Raw genomic sequence first — 17,367 nt, 5'->3', positions numbered from 1 at the left:
GCGGGGCGCTGTTGATTCGCTACTAAACTTTGATGTGTTTTCCATCAATTGAATCGGCAACCCCATGACAAAAGCACAAGCAGGCATTCTGGCGTCTCTTCCTGAACAGGGGCGCTATGTTTTCTTCACCCTGGTCGGTGCAGGTGCAGATTTGCAGAACAGTCTGAAGAAATTGCAGACCAGTGTTGACGGTCAGCAGGTAGTGGCGGGTCTGGGCCTGCAGGTGCTGCAGCAGCTGGACAAGAAACTGCCGCTGATGCGCGAGTTCCCGCACCTCAAGGGCCCGCAGTTCGAAGCACCCAGCACACCTTATGCGCTGTGCCTGTGGCTGCGCGGCGATCAACGCGGTGAGCTGATCGCTCTGACGGCCAAGCTGACCAACTTGCTGGCGCCGGTCTTCAAGCTTGATCACATCGTGGATGCCTTTGTGCACCAGCGTTCGGACAACGGTCACGGCCGTGATCTGACCGGTTATGAAGACGGCACCGAGAACCCCGAGGACGATGAGGCCGTGGCAGCCGGCATTGCGGCAGAGCAGGGGGCAGGCATGGACGGTTGCAGCTACTGGGCCTTGCAACAGTGGCAACATGACTACTCGGCCTTTGGCTGCATGAGCACCATGGAGCAGGACCATGCCGTGGGTCGTCGCCGCAGCGACAACGAGGAACTGGACGATGCCCCTGAATCAGCCCATGTCAAGCGCACGGCGCAGGAGAGCTTTGAACCGGAAGCCTTTGTGGTGCGACGCTCAATGCCCTGGTGGAGTGTCAGCCCGCAGGGCAGTGATCGCAGCGGCTTGATGTTCTCCGCCTTTGGCTGCAGCTTCGACGCTTTCGAGGCTCAGATGCGCCGCATGCTGGGCATGGATGACGGCATCAGCGATGGACTGTTCCGCTTTTCCAGGCCGCTGACGGGCTGCTATTTCTGGTGTCCGCCGGTTTCTGGTGGCAAGCTGGATCTGACGGTGCTGGGACTCCAGGCCTGAGAAATGGCATGGGTGCAAAGAAAAACGGGCCATCTGGCCCGTTTTTTCATGTGCTGCCCATTCCCCGAGAGGCTCCTAGTTGGCCTTGCCTGCGCTGGCCGAGGTCTGGGTGGCAAACGTGATCTGCGACAGTCCCGCGTGGCGGGCCGCTTCCATGACGGTCACCACCGACTGGTGCGGGGAGTTGGCATCGGCACTGATGATGACCACGCTGTCATTGCCCGCTGTTGCCGCACCGGACAGGGCTGCGGCAACAGAGGAGACGCTGCGGTCATCCACGCCTTGCTTGTTGACGGAGTAGCGGCCATCAGCAGAGACGCCGACGATGATTTCCTTGGGGCGATCGCGTTGCTGCTCGGTGTCGGCCACGGGCAAAGTCAGTTGCAGCTCGGTGAACTTGCTGTAAGTGGTGGAGAGCATCAAAAAGATCAGCACCACCAGCAGCACGTCGATGAAGGCGATCAGATTGATCTCGGGCTCATCGCGGTGACGAGGACGGAAGTTCATGATGGATGCGTTCCGCTTCTTACTTGGCAGGCTTGATGCGGCCCAGATGGCGCACGAACTGCTCGGACGCCAGTTCCATGCCCAGCAGATAGCCGTCCACACGGGCGCGGAAATAGCGCCAGAAGATCAACGACGGAATGGCCACCATCAGGCCGAATGCCGTGTTGTAGAGCGCAATCGAGATGCCATGGGCGAGCTGGGCGGGGTTGCCGGCGCCGGAGCTGGCTCCGGGCTGGGAGCCGAAAATCTCGATCATGCCGATCACCGTGCCCAACAGGCCCAGCAGCGGCGCGGCCGAGGCAATGGTGGCCAGGGCGCTCAAATACTTTTCCAGCTTGTGGGCGGCAGCGCGGCCCGCGCCCTCCATGGCCGAGCGCAGCTCTTCCTCGCTGCTTTCGGGGTGTGCCTGGCGGGTACGCAGACCAGTGGCCAGAACCTCACCCAATACCGAGCTTTGGGCCAGTTGCTGGGTGGTTTCAGCGCTGGGCAGGTGCTTGGTGGAGACCGAAATCGCTTCATTGAGAAGATTGGTCGGCGCGACCTTGCTGGCTTTCAGCGAGGCAAAGCGCTCAAAAATCAGGGCCAGGGCCAGAATCGAGCAGGCAATCAAAGGCCAGATAGGCCATCCTGCGGCTTGTATGATCGACAGCAACGTTGCTCTCCCTCGTCGTTCAGAAATTGCAGCCGACGATTATGACCCACTGCCGTGCCGCTGCGACCCGTTTTTACAGGCCTCATACGGCAGGCTTGAGCCAGCGCAGCAAGATCGTGCGGCAGCGCTTGAAGCGCAAGGAGCTTGGAGCGGCAGAGCAGGCACAAAGTGCTTGCGATTCTTTGCGAATGCTTTCGCGTATATCACAGAAATCTGTGGATAACTTTGTGATCTAGTTGCTATGCCGGGCAGTTATCTGCTTCGCTTTAAAGGCTTGTTACGAGTTTGACACCTGTATGAAGCCTTATAAGTTGTTTTAAATCAATAGGATGGATGATTTTCCTCATGTGTTGTTTAGGATTTTTCTGGCTTTGTCGCCGACAAGGCTGGACGCCGACATCTGTGGAGAATCAGGCCCGCGTAAGACCTCGCTGACACCGCATGAATTCAATGTTTGAACGTCCAAACTCAGCAACCACGCCGCATGTGTGGGAAGTTGGCGCGCTATGCCACGCCATTGGCGATGCCTTGCAGGCTCGTTTCAATCCGGTCGCGGTGCGCGGTGAGCTCAGTGGCTTTTCGCGCGCTGCTAGCGGGCATTGCTATTTCAACCTCAAGGACGCGAGCGGGCAGATTCGCTGTGCCATGTTCCGCCGTGCGGCCGAGCAGGTCGGTTTCTCGCCACGTGATGGCGAGCTGGTCGAAGTCAGAGGGCGTCTAGGCGTCTACGAGCAGCGTGGCGATCTGCAACTGGTGGTGGAGAGCATGCAGCGAGCCGGGCAGGGGGCCTTGTTCGAGCAGTTTCTGCGCCTCAAGGCTCAGCTGGAGTCCGAGGGCCTGTTCGACCCTGCGCGCAAGCGATCGCTGCCGCCCTTGCCGCGCGGCATTGGCTTGGTCACGTCCCTGGGGGCGGCCGCCTTGCACGATGTGGTGACGGCGCTGCGCCGCCGCGTGCCACATATCCCGGTGGTAATTGTTCCGGCCCTGGTGCAGGGGCTCCAGGCGCCGCAATCGCTTGTGCAGGCGCTATCAAAACTGTATCTCCTGACGCAAGAGGGACAAGATGCAAGCGGCGACTTGCGTGTTGATTCCGCGCGGCAGCCGGTGATAGACACCATCTTGCTGGTGCGCGGTGGCGGCTCGCTGGAAGACCTGTGGGCCTTCAACGACGAACAGCTGGCGCGCACCATTGTGCAAAGCCCGGTGCCGCTGATCAGCGGCGTGGGTCACGAAACCGACTTCACCATTGCCGATTTTTGCGCCGACCTGCGTGCGCCCACGCCCACGGCTGCGGCCGAGCTGGTAGCCCAGCCGCGCGAGGTCTGGCTGGGGGCTCTGGGTCTGATGCAGGACCGTCTGGACAATGCCGTGCAGCGTGTGCTGGATCGTCAGGCCCAGCGCCTGGATATCGCTGCACAGCGTTTGGGGCGGCCTAGCGAGCAGTTGGCGCGCAATCAGCTGCAGCTCAGCCGTCAGGCACAGCGCCTGCGCCACTCCATGCTATTGAAATTGCAGCGTCTTGCGCAGAGCCAGCAAGCGATACAGGTCAGTTTTCCCAATATCTTCCAGCGCAGTCTGGAGCAGCAAAGGCAAACGCTGGATCGTATCGACCTGCGCTTGCAACTGCTGGACCCGCGCCTTGTGTTGCAGCGCGGCTATGCCTTGCTGACGGATCAGCAGGGCAGGCCTGTGACCCAGGTCAGGCAGGCCGTTCCGGGGACGGCGCTGAAGGCTCAGCTGTCGGACGGAGCGGTGGATGTGGTGGTCACTCAGCCGCGCCTGCTTTGATGCTCGCCAGCCACAAGCTGGCTGCAAAACACCTGCACGCTAACCGGGTTCTTCATCAGAACTCTTTTGCAATCGGCGCAGGCAATGCAACAGGGGCCAGTGTTCATGCGCTGTAAGCCGTGAGCGCATGCTTTTGGCTGCGTGCGCAATAGTCCTGATGAGTGGCGCGCAGCCTCTCAGTTCTTTCTACAATGGTTCGGTTAGTGCAATACTTGACGTCTGTAGTACAGCAATGTGCCGGCCGGCACAGCGGTCACCGCTCAGGCGCCTTGGCACTGGACGGCCCCCAAAAATTTCAACCACGAGGAAAACCATCATGGAACGCACTCTGCCCCCCCTGCCATACGCTATCGATGCACTGGCTCCGTTCGGTTACAGCCAGGAAACCCTGGAATTCCACCATGGCAAGCACCATAACGCCTATGTGGTGAACCTGAACAACCTGCAAAAGGGCACCGAATTCGAAAACATGGATCTGGAAGAAGTCGTCAAGAAGTCTTCCGGCGGCATCTACAACAACGCTGCCCAGATCTGGAACCACACTTTCTTCTGGAACTGCATGACCCCCAACGGCGGAGCAGAGCCTACAGGCGCTCTGGCTGATGCCATCAACAAGAAGTGGGGCTCCTACGCCGAGTTCAAGAAGGCTTTCGTGGCTTCCGCTGCCGGCAACTTCGGTTCCGGCTGGACCTGGCTGGTGAAGAAGGCCGACGGTTCCGTGGACATCGTCAACATGGGCGCTGCCGGTACCCCCCTGACCACCGCCGACAAGGCGCTGCTGACCGTGGACGTGTGGGAACACGCTTACTACATCGACTACCGCAACCTGCGTCCCAAGTTTGTCGAAACCTTCCTGGAAAAGCTGGTGAACTGGAAGTTCGCCGAAGCCAACTTCGCTGCCTGATCACGGCAATACGGTATCAGGTCTGCGGCTGCACGGCTCGGACCTGATCGTTGGCAAAAAGCCTCCGCAAGTTATTCCCTCCAACAATCAAGAAATAGTTCGGGCGGTTTAGCTGCTGAAGCCCTCCCAGCCCCTCTCGCAGGGGCTTTTTCTCGTCTTGATACTGAAAAAGCTACTCCCTAAAGTGGCGTGAGTTTTCGGTTTTTTGAGAGATATAGTGATGTTTGGGACTACTTCAAATACCTGAAGTCGCTGAGAGCGAGCGTCGGTTTTCCTTATCGCTTAAGCAGTAAGCCTTAGAGACTGGCTCTAGTTGCTAGAGGCTCAAGAGCTGCGGCTGGCCGGTCGGGGTGAAACTCATTGCAGCGGTGTACTGACCCGCTTCCTGCCGCCTATGGAAGAACAGCATTCAGCTCATGCGACCTCCTCTTACTCCTGCGCAGGCTGCGTGCTTCCCTCATTGTGGCATTGGCGTTGGAAGGACCGATACCGCAGCTCGTCGGTCACAACGTCTGCTGATGACCCTGTCCTACACCAAGCCCGGTGCGACCCTCATCCGCGACGTGTTGCTAGGTGCAGCGCAGCGACTCGAAACAGGCAAGGAAACCCGCATCCAGAACCACCTTCTCGATACCGAGCCCGGGGAGCTGCTGCAAAAAGCCAGCTGCAACAGCGTGTCCAGCATGGCTGCGGCCATCCCTCGGCATTCAGCCCCGCGTAACTCAGCAGGCTTGATGCCGATGCACCACGGACTGTGCCTGGTCTGCGGCAGTACCAGTGAGGTCTAGGACAACGGTGCGATGGGCGGCTGCTACCACGGTGGGCCGATGATTGCCGAGGGCTCTTCGTCAGTGAATCCCAAGTACGGGCCGTTCCTGGCGGCAACCGCAACTGCGTGTGCTGTCGCTGGTTCGTGACAGAGCCCGCATCACCTGCCTGTGCTGGCGGCTCACTTCAACACCCTGACCTATCACTTCGACGAGGCAGGCAACACTTGTCTGATTGGAGAGCAGGAGTTGCGGGATTTGAAAAGGAAGAAGGCGGATGTTGGGCTGTCGGTTGCTTGTCGGGACGAGTACCGGCAGGCCGAGCGGATGTTGGAAACCGCTGTTAAGCGTTTCAGCGACCTATTGGAAGATCTCGGAGCCCCGCGGGGTAATGGCATGCAACTGGTTTGGTCTGGGACCTAGCAGCAACCGGCGGCGGTAGAAAATGCGTGGGCAAATGCCAAAGAGCAGTCATACGAGTCCCTTCAATCCGGCGCTAGCCCCTGGGTTGAAGCTTCAGTGAAGTTAGATCTCAGTCTGTTCAGAGATTTCAAAGGCACTGGGCCAATATTTACCTGCCGAATCCATTCTTATGTTTTGTGGAAATACTTGATGAATAGCGCCGCCAGTGGCTTCGCTGCGCTGCTCAACGGCACACCGCGCAACTGGACCAAACCAAGAGCCATCGGCGGTGGCAGTGGCTCCACGCGCAGGTGCGATAGTCCTGCTCCATAGATTTTGTCATTCAACAGAATCTCGGGGCAGAATCCCAGCACGTCAGTGCGCCTCATAAGCTCACTCATCAGGGTGGAAGAGGTACAGTTGACCACCTTGCGCGGCTCCGCCAAACCCTGGCCCCGAAGCCAGCTCACCAGCGTCTCGCTCTGGCTGCCCGCTGAGTAGTTCAAAACCCAGGTCGCGTCACGAAGCTCATCCCAGGTTTTCGCCTTGGCCAGCGGATGACCCTGTCTTCCGGCAGGCATGGCAACCACGTCCATCAGTGGTTTGAAGACCAGTTCATAAGGCAGATCGGTGGGGTCGGCAATGGCCAGTGCGAAGTCCAGTCGCCCCTCCAGCAGAGCCGGAATCAAGCTGCTCAGAAAGCCTTCGCTGAGCGCCAGTTGCACACCCGGCGCCAACTGTTCGAACGTTTTCCAGACTTCGGGTAGCGCCTTGATCGAAACCAGGGGCGACATCGCCACCGCCACCCGGGCGCCCGAGCCGCCGCGGATCAGCCGCACCTCTTCGCGCGCCTTGTCCAGCATCGACAGCGCCAGGCGTGCATGGGATAGCAGCACTTTGCCGGCCGGGGTGAATTCAATGCCCTTGTAGCTGCGTACCAGCAGCTCTGCACCTACATCCTCCTCCAGTTCGCGCAGCGACTTGGTCAATGCGCTCTGGCTCAGAAAGAGCGCACGGGCAGCAGCACGGATGGAGCCGCTTTCGGCGACCTGGGTGAAAGCCCGAATCTGATGATTTTTCATGGGGTCAGGGTTTTCATCAGGTGAATCATTTTGGTTGTCTCCTCGGAAAATATACCGGCTTTTGGTGCGATGACCGAGACGCTACATTTTTTGCATGCACTCGAAATTCAGCTCCTACATAGATACCGATGCCATGCTCGCATGGCGGCACGCCATCCATCGCCACCCCGAACTGGGTTTTGAAGAGTTCCAGACCAGTGCGCTCGTCGGGCGTTGCCTGCGCGAGTGGGGCTATGAGGTCACCACCGACCTTGCGGGAACAGGATTGGTTGGCTCGCTGAAATTTGGCCCTGGCTCCAGACGCCTGGGGCTGCGTGCGGAAATGGACGCACTGCCCATTCAGGAGAACACGGGCCTGTCCTGGGCCAGTGAGGTGCCCGGAAAAATGCACGGCTGCGGGCACGATGGTCACACCACCATGCTGCTTGGCGCGGCACAGGCATTAGCCAAGCTGCATCGCGAAGGCAAGCATGCCATGGACGGCATGCTGCATCTGATCTTCCAGCCTGCTGAAGAACTGGGCGGTGCGGGCGGCGCCCAGCGCATGATGAAGGAGGGGCTGTTTTCGCGCTTTCCCTGCGACGCGGTCTTTGCCATGCACAACATGCCAGGCATGGAGCAAGGCCAGATCCTGTTTCGTGAAGGGGCTTGCATGGCCTCCTCCGATAGGGCAACTCTGGTGTTCGAGGGCTGCGGCGGCCACGGTGCCATGCCGCACCTGGCGACCGATCCTACGGTGGTTGCCGCGTCCACGGTAATGGCCTTGCAAAGCATCGTCGCACGCAATGTAGATCCGCTGGCATCTGCCGTAATCACCGTGGGGCGTCTTCAAGCTGGGCAAACCTACAACGTGATCCCGGAGACCGCTGAACTGGAGTTGAGCATCCGGGCCCTGAAGCCCGAGGTGCGCGACCTGCTGGAGGCGCGCATTCGGGCGGTGGCGCAAGGCCAAGCCGACAGCTTTGGCGCACAGTGTCACATCACCTATGAGCGCGGCTATCCGGTGCTGGTCAACTCTCCCGCTGAAACCCAGCTTGCGATGGGTATAGCCCGGTCGCTGTTCGGCGATGCGCGGGTCGTAGCCAATGCCGATCCGCTGTGCGCCAGTGAAGATTTCGCATACATGCTGGAAGAGCGCCCCGGTTGCTACCTCTTCATAGGCAATGGTGACAACGGCCACACACATGGCAGCGCCTCGGGACCCTGCAATGTGCACAACCCTAGTTTCGACTTCAACGATCGCAACCTCGAAACCGGCGCCACATTCTGGACGGCTCTGGCCCATTCCTTTCTTTCAACCCACGCCCGAAGCTGATCATGAAAAAACCTGTCTCCACCTTCCGTCGACATGCTCTTGTCCTATCGCTTTGTTCCTTGTGTGTGACCACATTCGCAATGGGCGCTGCACGGGCAGCCGATCAGCGTGTGGTGACTCTGCTCGTTCCGTATCCGGCCGGAGGCCTGTCAGATTCCATCGCCCGGGCGATAAGCGCGGCATTGGGGCGGGCTCTGAATCAGCAGGTTATTGTGGACAACCTGGGCGGCGTCAGCGGTTCGCTGGCCGCGCAGAAGGTGCTGAACGCGCCCGCTGACGGGCACATGATCTTTCTCGGCTCACCCAACGAGGTGATTCTCTCGCCGATGGTCAACGCCGCCGTGAAGCTGAGAGCCGAAGACTTTCGCATGCTGGGCCAGGTGGCAGTGAATCCGCTGGTTCTGCTGACACGAGCCACACTGCCGGTGCGCAACGCTGACGAATTCATCGCCTATGCCAAGACCCAAGACAAAGGACTGTCTTATGGCAGCGTCGGCATGGGTTCCATGTATCACCTGCTGGCCGAAAGCATGGCGCAGCAGACCCAGCTCCACGTCACACATGTGCCCTACAAGGGCATGGCACCCATGGTGCAAGACATCGGAGGCAACAGCATCGACTTTGCCATCCTGCCCTATGCCACGAGCTTCAAGGGAATGTCCGAGCAGGGACGCCTGAAGCTCATCGGGTGGTTGGCTCCCACACGCAGCGAGCTGGATCCCTCCGTGCCAGCTCTTGGCGAAGGCAAGATTCTGAAGAGCTTCAGCCATTCCACCTGGGCTGGTCTCATGGTGAGCCGCAAAACTCCCGAGGGCATGGTGGTACGTCTGAACAAGGCACTGGCCGAAGTGCTGCGTGATCCTGAGGTGCGGCGCCAGATTGCGGCCACCGGATCGGAAGCGCCGCAACCCCAGACGCTGGCAGAGGCGGAGCGGCAACTTAAGGAAGACACTGTCAAATTTCGCGCCATGGCCAAAGGCATTCAACTTCAGGCGCAATAAGTACCGCCAGCTAAATCTGGATATGCGCGACTTTAGTAAGCGTTGCGGAAAGCATCGCGAGGCACGGTGGCTCAAGCCGGAAGTCTAGCGTTCGCATACGGGCTACAGCCGCAGGCCAGGAGTGTGCCGAGCAAAGTCAGCTTTGATCACCTCCCCGCCACCTTGAATCGACCCGGATCCAGTAGATTCTTTTTAGACAATCTCTGGAAGCAACCGCTGGGGGAGTTCGCCGCGAAAATTCCAACGACCGAGATGAGCTTGAAGAGATCAGCATCAATGCGGCACTGATCGACTACTTTTGGTTGAGCGCATCCAGTCACCACCAGTGGAATGGCTAGGGAACGCGAGCGCAGGTGGTCAGTTCAACCGGGATAAGCAGAAACTCCCAAACTACCAAGCGCCAACGTTACCGTCGGCGCTTGGTAGTTGCGATGCATTGCAATGTGTCAGGCATATAACTCAATACTGACACTAGCCTGCGAACGCTATCTCAGATCCGAGGGACGAATAGAGTAGGAGTCTGCCAGAAGGCGGTACGAAGCCGTTTAAGTCTCAAGCCCTTGTTGGATAGGCACAGGCAGCTAAGCTTTTTGATGATTTATCAACATGTGGGAGAGGTTCGGATGAACGAGCATGAAAACCTGAGCAATCGCATGCCCGTGTACTTCCTCTGCCATGGCGCCGGCCCCTGGCCCTGGGTGCCCGAGATGCACGACTGGCATGCGCTGATGGCAGAGGGTTTGCGAAATATTCCGCGCCAACTGGTGCACAGGCCCAGGGCCGTGTTGCTGATCTCCGCCCACTGGGAGGAGCTGGTTTTCACCGTGCAGAGTGCCGCCCATCCTGGCATGCTGTATGACTATGGCGGCTTTCCGCCGCAAACCTATAACCTGCATTACCGTGCACCCGGCTCGTCTGAGCTGGCAGGCAGGGTGCAGCAGTTGCTGGCGCAGGCTGGAGAGGACGTGCGGGCTGACGACCAGCGCGGCTACGACCATGGCATGTTTGTGCCCATGGCTGTGATCTATCCGCAGGCCGATGTGCCCGTGCTTCAGCTCAGCCTGCGCAGCAATCTGAACGCTGCAGAACACCTGGCCGTGGGCCGTGCGCTGGCCCCGTTGCGTGACGAGGGAGTTCTCATCATTGGCAGCGGCTCCAGCTATCACAATATGCGTAGCTTCGGCCCCGTGGGGCGGGCGCCTTCCAAGCTGTTTGACGATTGGTTGGCCGAGACGCTGATGCAGATGACACCTGCCACGCGCAGCCAGCGGCTGGCCGATTGGGATCGGGCCCCCGGCGCGCGTACGGCCCATCCACGGGAGGAGCATCTGCTGCCGCTGATGGTGGTGGTGGGGGCGGCTGAGCAGGACCTGGCCCGCCGTGTTTACTTTGAAGAGGCCTTCATGGACTCGGCCACGCTGTCCAGTTACTGCCTTCAGGCCGGGGCGTAGCTCAGAGCTCCGCTTATTCCTGCTCGTCCAGTGGTCCATTCAAAAATTCTTCTCTGTCATCGTCAATCGAGTCGGCGGACGCTTGAAGATAGGCTGAGAAGCTGGGGGCAATCCAGCAGACCTGGTCGGGGTCGTGCACATAGGCAATGATCTGGCCGCGCTGTCCTTCAGGACCGGGATGATGATCGGCCATTAACACGATGTCGCCATAGAAGCTGGCAAACGGCTGCCAGCCGGCGTGCCACCAGCGCCCGCTCAGGCGAGGGTCCTGGGACGCGGGGCCGGCCAGATCCCACATGCGCTGGGCTCGACTTTCCATGCGGAGTGCCAGGGCTATGGCCTGAGGTGGCGTGAGAAGGTCCAGTGCATCTACAAAGCTCGGCCGCTGAAACAGGGGCTGGGTGCTGTCGGCGCTGCTGCCTGCAGTCAGGCGCCAGAATGCAGCAAGATCGGCATCCAGAGGCCCCAGCGCGGCCGCCAAAGCGGCCAGATCCTGTTCGCTGGCCGGCGGCATGGGGTGAAGGCGTAGCTGGAATGCTGCATACACAGCCTGCAAATGCGCAAGATATTGGTCAGGTGTCATGGCGGGAGGCGCAGTACTCCGAGGTAAATGAATTGGACAGCCAAGTCGGGTGGACAGCGGGTGTTGGGGAGCGACTGTTTGGGTACAAAGTATGGCTCTTTGGAGCCTCAGTGTAGTAAGGCCGCAGTCTTTGCTTCATGCCAGCACTCCTTGCGCCAGAGGCGGCCATTGTGTTGCATTGACCAGTTGAATTCACAACCTTTGAATGTTACTTTAATCAAATAGATGCTTGGCGCTTATGAAATCAAGAACTTCCAATATTGTATGAGGTCGGATGTGAGAATGTATTCAGCTCTGAAGGTACGAAGTGTAAGGGTAAAGGAATAAGGCTTGCAACCGTCGAATTATTTGCATCGCTATGAGAATTAGTTTTCCGCTGTCGTCATTGGGTTTTTCAGCATGGAGTTCCAAGCGTATCTATGCAATTCATGATTTTATTTTTGAAAATATATTAATGTTGAAAGTGTTTTTTTAATAGGTGCGTGATTTTTATGTAATTGGTTATCCCGAAAAAGATGAGCTATCCCGTAGTTGACATGTTTTGAAATCTTCGGCCCATTGCTGGAAATCGCTGGAAGGCATAGGCTTAGCGATGTAGTAGCCTTGTGCAATATCACAGCCGAGATCTTTGAGCAGGTCCCAGTGCTCTTTAGTCTCCACACCTTCGGCAACTGTCTTGCGTCCGAGATCATGTATGAGATCAATGGTGGAGCGCACAATCGTGGCGGAATCCCGGTCGCGATGCATTGCAGAAACGAATGACTGGTCGATCTTGATGTAATCTACTGGTAGTTTTTGTAGATAGCTTAACGAGGAGTACCCTGTTCCAAAATCGTCCACATAAAGAGGAATCCCTGCATCGCTCATCTCACTCAGTGCTCGTAGAGCATATTCAGCATGCTCCATTACGGTGCTTTCCGTAATCTCGATCTCCAATAATCCGGTTGACACAGAGCGCTCTGAATGCCATTGGCGATACTTGGCGAAAAGCTGTTCATCTCTGAAGTTTCGCGCAGAGAGATTGATTGCAATGGGAACAGCACAACCTTTTGCCTGCCAGCTCTGCAGCAGATCAAGGGCTGCGACAATGACCCATTCCGTCAAAGGCTTGATCAAGCCTGTTTGCTCAGCCAAGTCGATAAACAATCCGGGAGGAATTAATCCTTTAAGCGGATGCATCCATCGTACCAAGGCCTCTGCTCCACAGATTTGCCCGGAGGAAAAATCAACTTTTGGCTGTAAAAATAGTCGCAGTTGGTTGCCTGCAATGGCTCGCCGCAGCTCCCCTGCCATGGTCAAGCGTCCTGCTTGATTTTTCTGATGCGACGGGTCGAATACGCACTGGCTCAATCCGCGGGCCTTGGCTTGATGGGTGGCCTTTCCCATTTGACGCAATAGTTCATCGGCGGTTGTGCCGTGTTCGGGAAACAAAGCTATGCCAGCTCTTGCGCTGACATCCAATTCAATATCTGCGATCGGGAAAGGGCGGGAGATGGTTTTTTCCAACTCTTCGGCCAAGGCTACGGCGGAACCTCTATCCAGAGTGGGCGCTAATACTGCGAATTCGTCTCCGCGTAAACGAGCAATATGCGCAGAATCGGGAATGCTTTGCCTTAGGCGCTCTCCGAAGTCTCTAAGAATCTGGTCCCCATTAGAGAAACCTAGCACCTCGTTGATTTCTCGAAGGCGTTCAATATTGAATTGCAAAGCCGCGATTGGCTCTGGATGTGAAGAGCTTCCCTCAATTGTCGCAGTCAGCACTTCCCTGAATTCAATCGAATTGGGTAGTCCAGTCAAGGGATCATGACGCAGCATATGATTCATCTCTGCTTGTACACGTAGCTGTTCTGAGCGTGTACGCAGAATGGAAATACCAAAGGCTAGATCGTCCGCTGACTCGGTCAGCAATGCGATTTCATCTTCGCCGAACGCGTCTGGTTCGGTGTCATAAATGGATAGTGCACCAATGACTTCGCCCTCAACCAATAAAGGGCAAGATACACCTGACTTCAGTTCACCAAGCTTGTCGCTCCATCGAACATGGTTGGAATCTACACGCATGTCTCGGACAAATTGAACCTTGCCGCTGCGAATTGCGCTAGATGTCAGGCTTTGGCCTAGCTCCGTATCGGCTGCTATGAGTCCTAGACTGCGAAGTGCTTCTATACCGCCTGGATAATTGCACTCGGCCATCGGACGTAGTTGTTGATCTGGCTCGTCACCCGAATACCAGACTGCAGCCATGCCATAGCCTCCTGCAGCCACGATGGCTCGGCACATGTTTTCAAGCAGACTCTGTTCTTCGCTGGCTCGTAGCATGGTGCGATTACCGGCGCTCAAGGTTCGCAGTCCGCGGCCAATATGCTCTAACTCATGCACTCGTTGTTCAAGTTCCCCATTGAGCGTCTGGATACGTTCTTCATAGTGCTTGCGCTCAGTAATATCGGTGCCCAATACATAATAGCCAGCAACCGTTCCATCGGCTTGGTGTTTGGGAACATACCGAATAGTCTGCCAAACTCCTGGAAAGGGCTGCCAATCATATGTTTGCGGCTCTCCTGCGAGGACCTTGCCGATCAAGTCATTGGCAACAACATAGCGTTCCTCTCCGAGGATTTGTCTTACCGACTCACCCGTGATGTCTTCGCGGTCAGGTGCAAAGCACTCCCGGTACTGAGTGTTGACGTACTCGTAGTGCTGTTGTGCATTAACGTAGGCAATCAGCGCCGGAACGGCGCTGATGACGTTGTGCAAATGGCTTTGAATCTCATGCCATTGCAAAGTGCGTTGGTGCACGTCAGCTTCAAGTGACGCGTTTTGCTCACGGATGATCCGTTGTGCCTTTCGCTCCAAAGTAACGTCCCTAAAGACTAGTACAGCACCTCGTAGTTGGCCTTTGGAGTCGCGGATGGGGGCGGCGCTATCAGAGATTGGACGTTCGGTGCCATCTCTGGCAATGATTGAGGTGTAGTCGGCAAGTACCTGCACTTCCCCGGTGGCTAACACCGTTGCTACAGGAATATGAGCAGGCTCGCGGGTCTGCTCATGAATGATATTGAATACTTCCTCGATAGAACGGCCTTGAGCCTCATTGATACTCCAGCCTGTGAGCTGTTCGGCCACTGAATTCATGCGAGTGATTCGCCCTTCAGTGTCTGTTGCGAGTACTGCATCGCCGATCGAGTGCAAGGTAGTCACAAGGCTTTCTTCATTGTCAGCCAGAGCACGCTGACTGGCTTCTGTTTCGCGCAATTGACGTCTTATCAGAAGATAGGAGGAACCCAACAGCAAGATAAGTGCCACAGCGACCAATGCTCCAGCCATCACCAGCTTATGACGCGCTTGCTGGTGCTCGGCCTCTTCCAGAGCGAGTCGCAGGCGCGCCTCGGTATCCATCTCGCTCAGCAATTCATAGGTGCGCAAACGCGTGGATGCAAGCGTAGTTGCGGCAGCAAATGCATTTGCTGCCTTCTGACCTTGGGTATTGCGCAATTTTTCAATTTGGCGTGCAGCTGCCATGCGCTGGTCAATGACTTTACGCAGCTCTGTCCAGCGACGTTGTTGATCTGGATTATCGATCGTTAGTTGCCGTATTTTTTCCAGAGAAAGCTCTCGCTCAGCCATCGCTGCATTTCGCTCGGCAATATGCTCGGCATTACCTGTCAGGCGGAAATTTTGAGTGGTTAGTTCAGATTGGAGAGAATAGCCTCTGACGCGATCTATATTGTTGAGCAATTGGTGTGCATGTGTCACCATTTGGGCAGCTTTGGCTGCATCATTTGCAACTTCCCACGTCGATAGTGCCATCGCGATCACTACCAGCGCAGCCGTTCCAAATGCTATGACGACCTTGGACTCGAAACTAGACCTCCGCACCATAGAACGCGCTCCTACGCTAGATGCAGGCCGCTACAAGCCATTTTCACTTGCCGCGGGCCTAGGCTGACCTCACCATCCATGCAAGGGATCCAGACACTCCGGATAGGAGGAGTGTGCAGGGTCCACCAACATGCAAACTGAGGGATACAAGCTCAAATATACAAACAATATGCGATTTGTTTCATTTGTTGTCATTGGTTCACATTGCAGAGGAGTCGAAGTTCGCGAAAATCTGTGTGTTGCTTGGCCTTGAAGCGTCCGTTTGCTAGTTGGGCAGAGCAATGTGATATTCAGTAGCCAGCAGATAAATAGCGTTCTTTTTCAGCGTTGTTGATACGATCAAGACGCATTACAAAGAGGCTGAATTCAAGTAGCTGCGGATTTTTACGGTCGATCTCTCAACAAGAGATCGCTTTTTTCTTTTGAATTCTTGAGCCATATCAATTTGGAGAACCTTATAAGAACACCCAGCCTTGAATAAGGATTGAGCAGTTTTCAGGAGTGGTGTTCGACTAGGGTTCGGCACACGAAAGCGAGCGAGGTGGCGAGGCCTCCGTTGCATCCGGCTTCCTCCGGAGCCGTCTGATCTTCGCGGGTTGGCCAAATAGCTTGAAGTTTCTGGACTTGGGCCGGAAGCCCGGCTGGGGCATGTGGGCAAGCCCCTTGTCGCAGCCCGCTGAATGTGGCCTTGCTGACCCTATCAGCGGCATATCTGTGAATGACAGGCGACGCTTACATCGAGCAGCTTGCTTGGACACAGATGGATCGATACGGTAGGGCACAGCCGCTGGGAGACCGAAGACTATGGTGTGTCGCTCGAGTGGGAGCAGTACGAGTTGACGGCTGAAAAGCCCAAGGAAATCAAAGGCAAGGCCGCCATTAGCATCAATGACCGGATTCAGCAATCCGGGCATGCTTCAAGGACTTTGAGATGGAAGTCCGGCGGCAGGAGTGCGCGGTTGGCAGCGATGCGAATCAGCGCGAACGTGGCGAATCGGCGACTTACAGCTGGGCCAAGAGTGAGGAACCTCCGGGGCAGTGTTGAAAGAATCAGCAGTGGGCGAGCAAGACTGGTCGCCGCGGCAGTCGGGAGAAATAAAAAGTGGCCGCTAGGGCCACTTTCAAATCTCAAACTGAGAACGATCTTGATCTTTGATCCAGTTCGGAGGCTTTCCTCGACCGGACCAGGTCTGGCCTGTGGTCGGGTCACGATATTTTGGAGCCACAGAGCCAGCCTCGCGTTTTTGTTTTTGTTTGGCGGCAGGGAAGACATCATCCTGTGTCAGCCCGAAAGCCTCGATCAAGCCTTTGATTTTTTGCACCGCGTCTGCGACTTCAGTCTTGCGGGCGGCAGCAATCTGCTGCTCAAGAGCCTCGCGTTGCGCCAACAAATCCTTATAAGAATGTGTACTCATCTAAAAGAGGTCCTATGTAAAGTTATGAACCAGCACTAAAGGGATGCACCCATACATGAGATACGTCGTTTATGCAGTTGGTTCACTTTCAATCGAAAGTGACCGCGTACATTGTGTCTTGATTTGAGGTGCGTCAACTCCAAAAGCTGAGGCGCACACAAAAAATAAGATGAGCTTTAGAGACAAGCAGGTACTGAAGCGTCTCGTATTGCACGACGTCTTATTCAAAGATACGGAGGGATTGGCTAGGTGTGACCAGAAGCCATCTATTGAGTGCCCACAAAGCATTCGTTCGGCGCTCGCGGCCAGCCGACTTGAGCCGCTCGGTCAGAAGTGACCCATATGGCTTTGCAGGACTCCTTTTCAGCAAAAACCTACAGGGCAGCTAAAGGCCTGTTCTTGCCAGTGCTCCCGGTTGGAGGTCAACTGGTCAACGCATCCATCCAACGCCCCCATCGTCAACGGAGACTGGTCGATGGGTGATAAAACAACACATTCGAGGACGTGATCGCTTGCCAATTTGTCAGCCTTGGTGCCAAAGCCTGTGCTACTTTGTGCCAAAGATGGCGCAAATTTGTGCCAAAGGCCGCGCAACGAAACTCTTCAACGCAACTTGCACGGCTGTGATGGCCGCTA

At 56.6% G+C, this 17,367-nt stretch carries 13 protein-coding genes; 7 read left to right on the top strand and 6 right to left on the bottom strand.

The genetic code is table 11. The features are described 5' to 3' along the window. The first annotated feature begins 64 nt into the window (after window positions 1-64). Window positions 65-985 carry a Dyp-type peroxidase gene (locus tag EIC84_RS14875; protein WP_003062915.1) on the top strand — a complete coding sequence of 307 codons (921 nt, stop codon included), beginning with the start codon at window positions 65-67 and terminating at the stop codon, window positions 983-985. A 75-nt stretch (window positions 986-1,060) separates the two neighbouring features. Here the strand turns inward: EIC84_RS14875 and EIC84_RS14870 are convergent, their stop codons facing one another. Continuing rightward, window positions 1,061-1,492 carry a biopolymer transporter ExbD gene (locus tag EIC84_RS14870; protein WP_003054027.1) on the bottom strand — a complete coding sequence of 144 codons (432 nt, stop codon included), beginning with the start codon at window positions 1,490-1,492 and terminating at the stop codon, window positions 1,061-1,063. Window positions 1,493-1,511: 19 nt separating this feature from the next. Further along, complete coding sequence (locus EIC84_RS14865; protein ID WP_003062918.1) at window positions 1,512-2,144, bottom strand: MotA/TolQ/ExbB proton channel family protein; 633 nt, start codon at window positions 2,142-2,144, stop codon at window positions 1,512-1,514. A gap of 450 nt (window positions 2,145-2,594) precedes the next feature. Between EIC84_RS14865 and xseA the strand changes: the two genes are divergently transcribed. From xseA to EIC84_RS26190, 3 genes are all read left to right on the top strand, one after another. Beyond that, window positions 2,595-3,932 carry an exodeoxyribonuclease VII large subunit gene (xseA, locus tag EIC84_RS14860; protein WP_134737326.1) on the top strand — a complete coding sequence of 446 codons (1,338 nt, stop codon included), beginning with the start codon at window positions 2,595-2,597 and terminating at the stop codon, window positions 3,930-3,932. A 316-nt stretch (window positions 3,933-4,248) separates the two neighbouring features. Further along, window positions 4,249-4,836: a superoxide dismutase gene (locus EIC84_RS14855; RefSeq protein ID WP_003054032.1), complete on the top strand. Its 588-nt coding sequence runs from the start codon at window positions 4,249-4,251 to the stop codon at window positions 4,834-4,836. 518 nt (window positions 4,837-5,354) lie between these two features. Then, window positions 5,355-5,624 (top strand): hypothetical protein, encoded by a 270-nt coding sequence (locus tag EIC84_RS26190; RefSeq protein WP_034362634.1) that lies wholly within the window; start codon window positions 5,355-5,357, stop codon window positions 5,622-5,624. A gap of 569 nt (window positions 5,625-6,193) precedes the next feature. Here EIC84_RS26190 and EIC84_RS14845 read toward each other — a convergent pair. After that, window positions 6,194-7,087 (bottom strand): LysR substrate-binding domain-containing protein, encoded by an 894-nt coding sequence (locus tag EIC84_RS14845; protein ID WP_003067412.1) that lies wholly within the window; start codon window positions 7,085-7,087, stop codon window positions 6,194-6,196. 94 nt (window positions 7,088-7,181) lie between these two features. Here EIC84_RS14845 and EIC84_RS14840 point away from each other — a divergent pair, with 94 nt between their 5' ends. The 3 genes from EIC84_RS14840 (at window position 7,182) to EIC84_RS14830 (ending at window position 10,854) form a co-directional block, all read left to right on the top strand. After that, window positions 7,182-8,402, top strand: a complete 1,221-nt coding sequence (locus EIC84_RS14840; protein WP_003067413.1) for a M20 aminoacylase family protein — start codon at window positions 7,182-7,184, stop codon at window positions 8,400-8,402. A 65-nt stretch (window positions 8,403-8,467) separates the two neighbouring features. After that, window positions 8,468-9,403 carry a tripartite tricarboxylate transporter substrate binding protein gene (locus EIC84_RS14835; RefSeq protein ID WP_237704478.1) on the top strand — a complete coding sequence of 312 codons (936 nt, stop codon included), beginning with the start codon at window positions 8,468-8,470 and terminating at the stop codon, window positions 9,401-9,403. A 623-nt stretch (window positions 9,404-10,026) separates the two neighbouring features. Next, the gene (locus tag EIC84_RS14830; RefSeq protein ID WP_003067418.1) at window positions 10,027-10,854 is read left to right on the top strand and encodes a class III extradiol ring-cleavage dioxygenase; all 828 of its coding nucleotides are present in this window, start codon (window positions 10,027-10,029) and stop codon (window positions 10,852-10,854) included. 13 nt (window positions 10,855-10,867) lie between these two features. Here the strand turns inward: EIC84_RS14830 and EIC84_RS14825 are convergent, their stop codons facing one another. The 3 genes from EIC84_RS14825 to EIC84_RS14815 all read right to left on the bottom strand — a co-directional run bounded on the left by EIC84_RS14825 (window position 10,868) and on the right by EIC84_RS14815 (window position 16,731). Next, entirely contained in the window at window positions 10,868-11,437 is a 570-nt protein-coding gene (locus tag EIC84_RS14825; protein WP_003067421.1) for an SMI1/KNR4 family protein, read from the bottom strand. A 501-nt stretch (window positions 11,438-11,938) separates the two neighbouring features. After that, window positions 11,939-15,316 carry an EAL domain-containing protein gene (locus EIC84_RS14820; RefSeq protein ID WP_003067424.1) on the bottom strand — a complete coding sequence of 1,126 codons (3,378 nt, stop codon included), beginning with the start codon at window positions 15,314-15,316 and terminating at the stop codon, window positions 11,939-11,941. Between the two features lie 1,121 nt (window positions 15,317-16,437). Next, a complete protein-coding gene (locus tag EIC84_RS14815) occupies window positions 16,438-16,731 on the bottom strand; it encodes an H-NS histone family protein (RefSeq protein WP_003067427.1) in 294 nt (97 codons plus the stop codon). Window positions 16,732-17,367 lie beyond the last annotated feature (636 nt).

Source organism: Comamonas sp. A23 (genome assembly GCF_004522605.1).
Classification (GTDB): Bacteria; Pseudomonadota; Gammaproteobacteria; order Burkholderiales; family Burkholderiaceae_C; genus Comamonas; species Comamonas thiooxydans.
The sequence above is the reverse complement of the archived record's forward strand: the minus strand, read 5'-3'. Positions and strand labels throughout refer to the sequence as shown.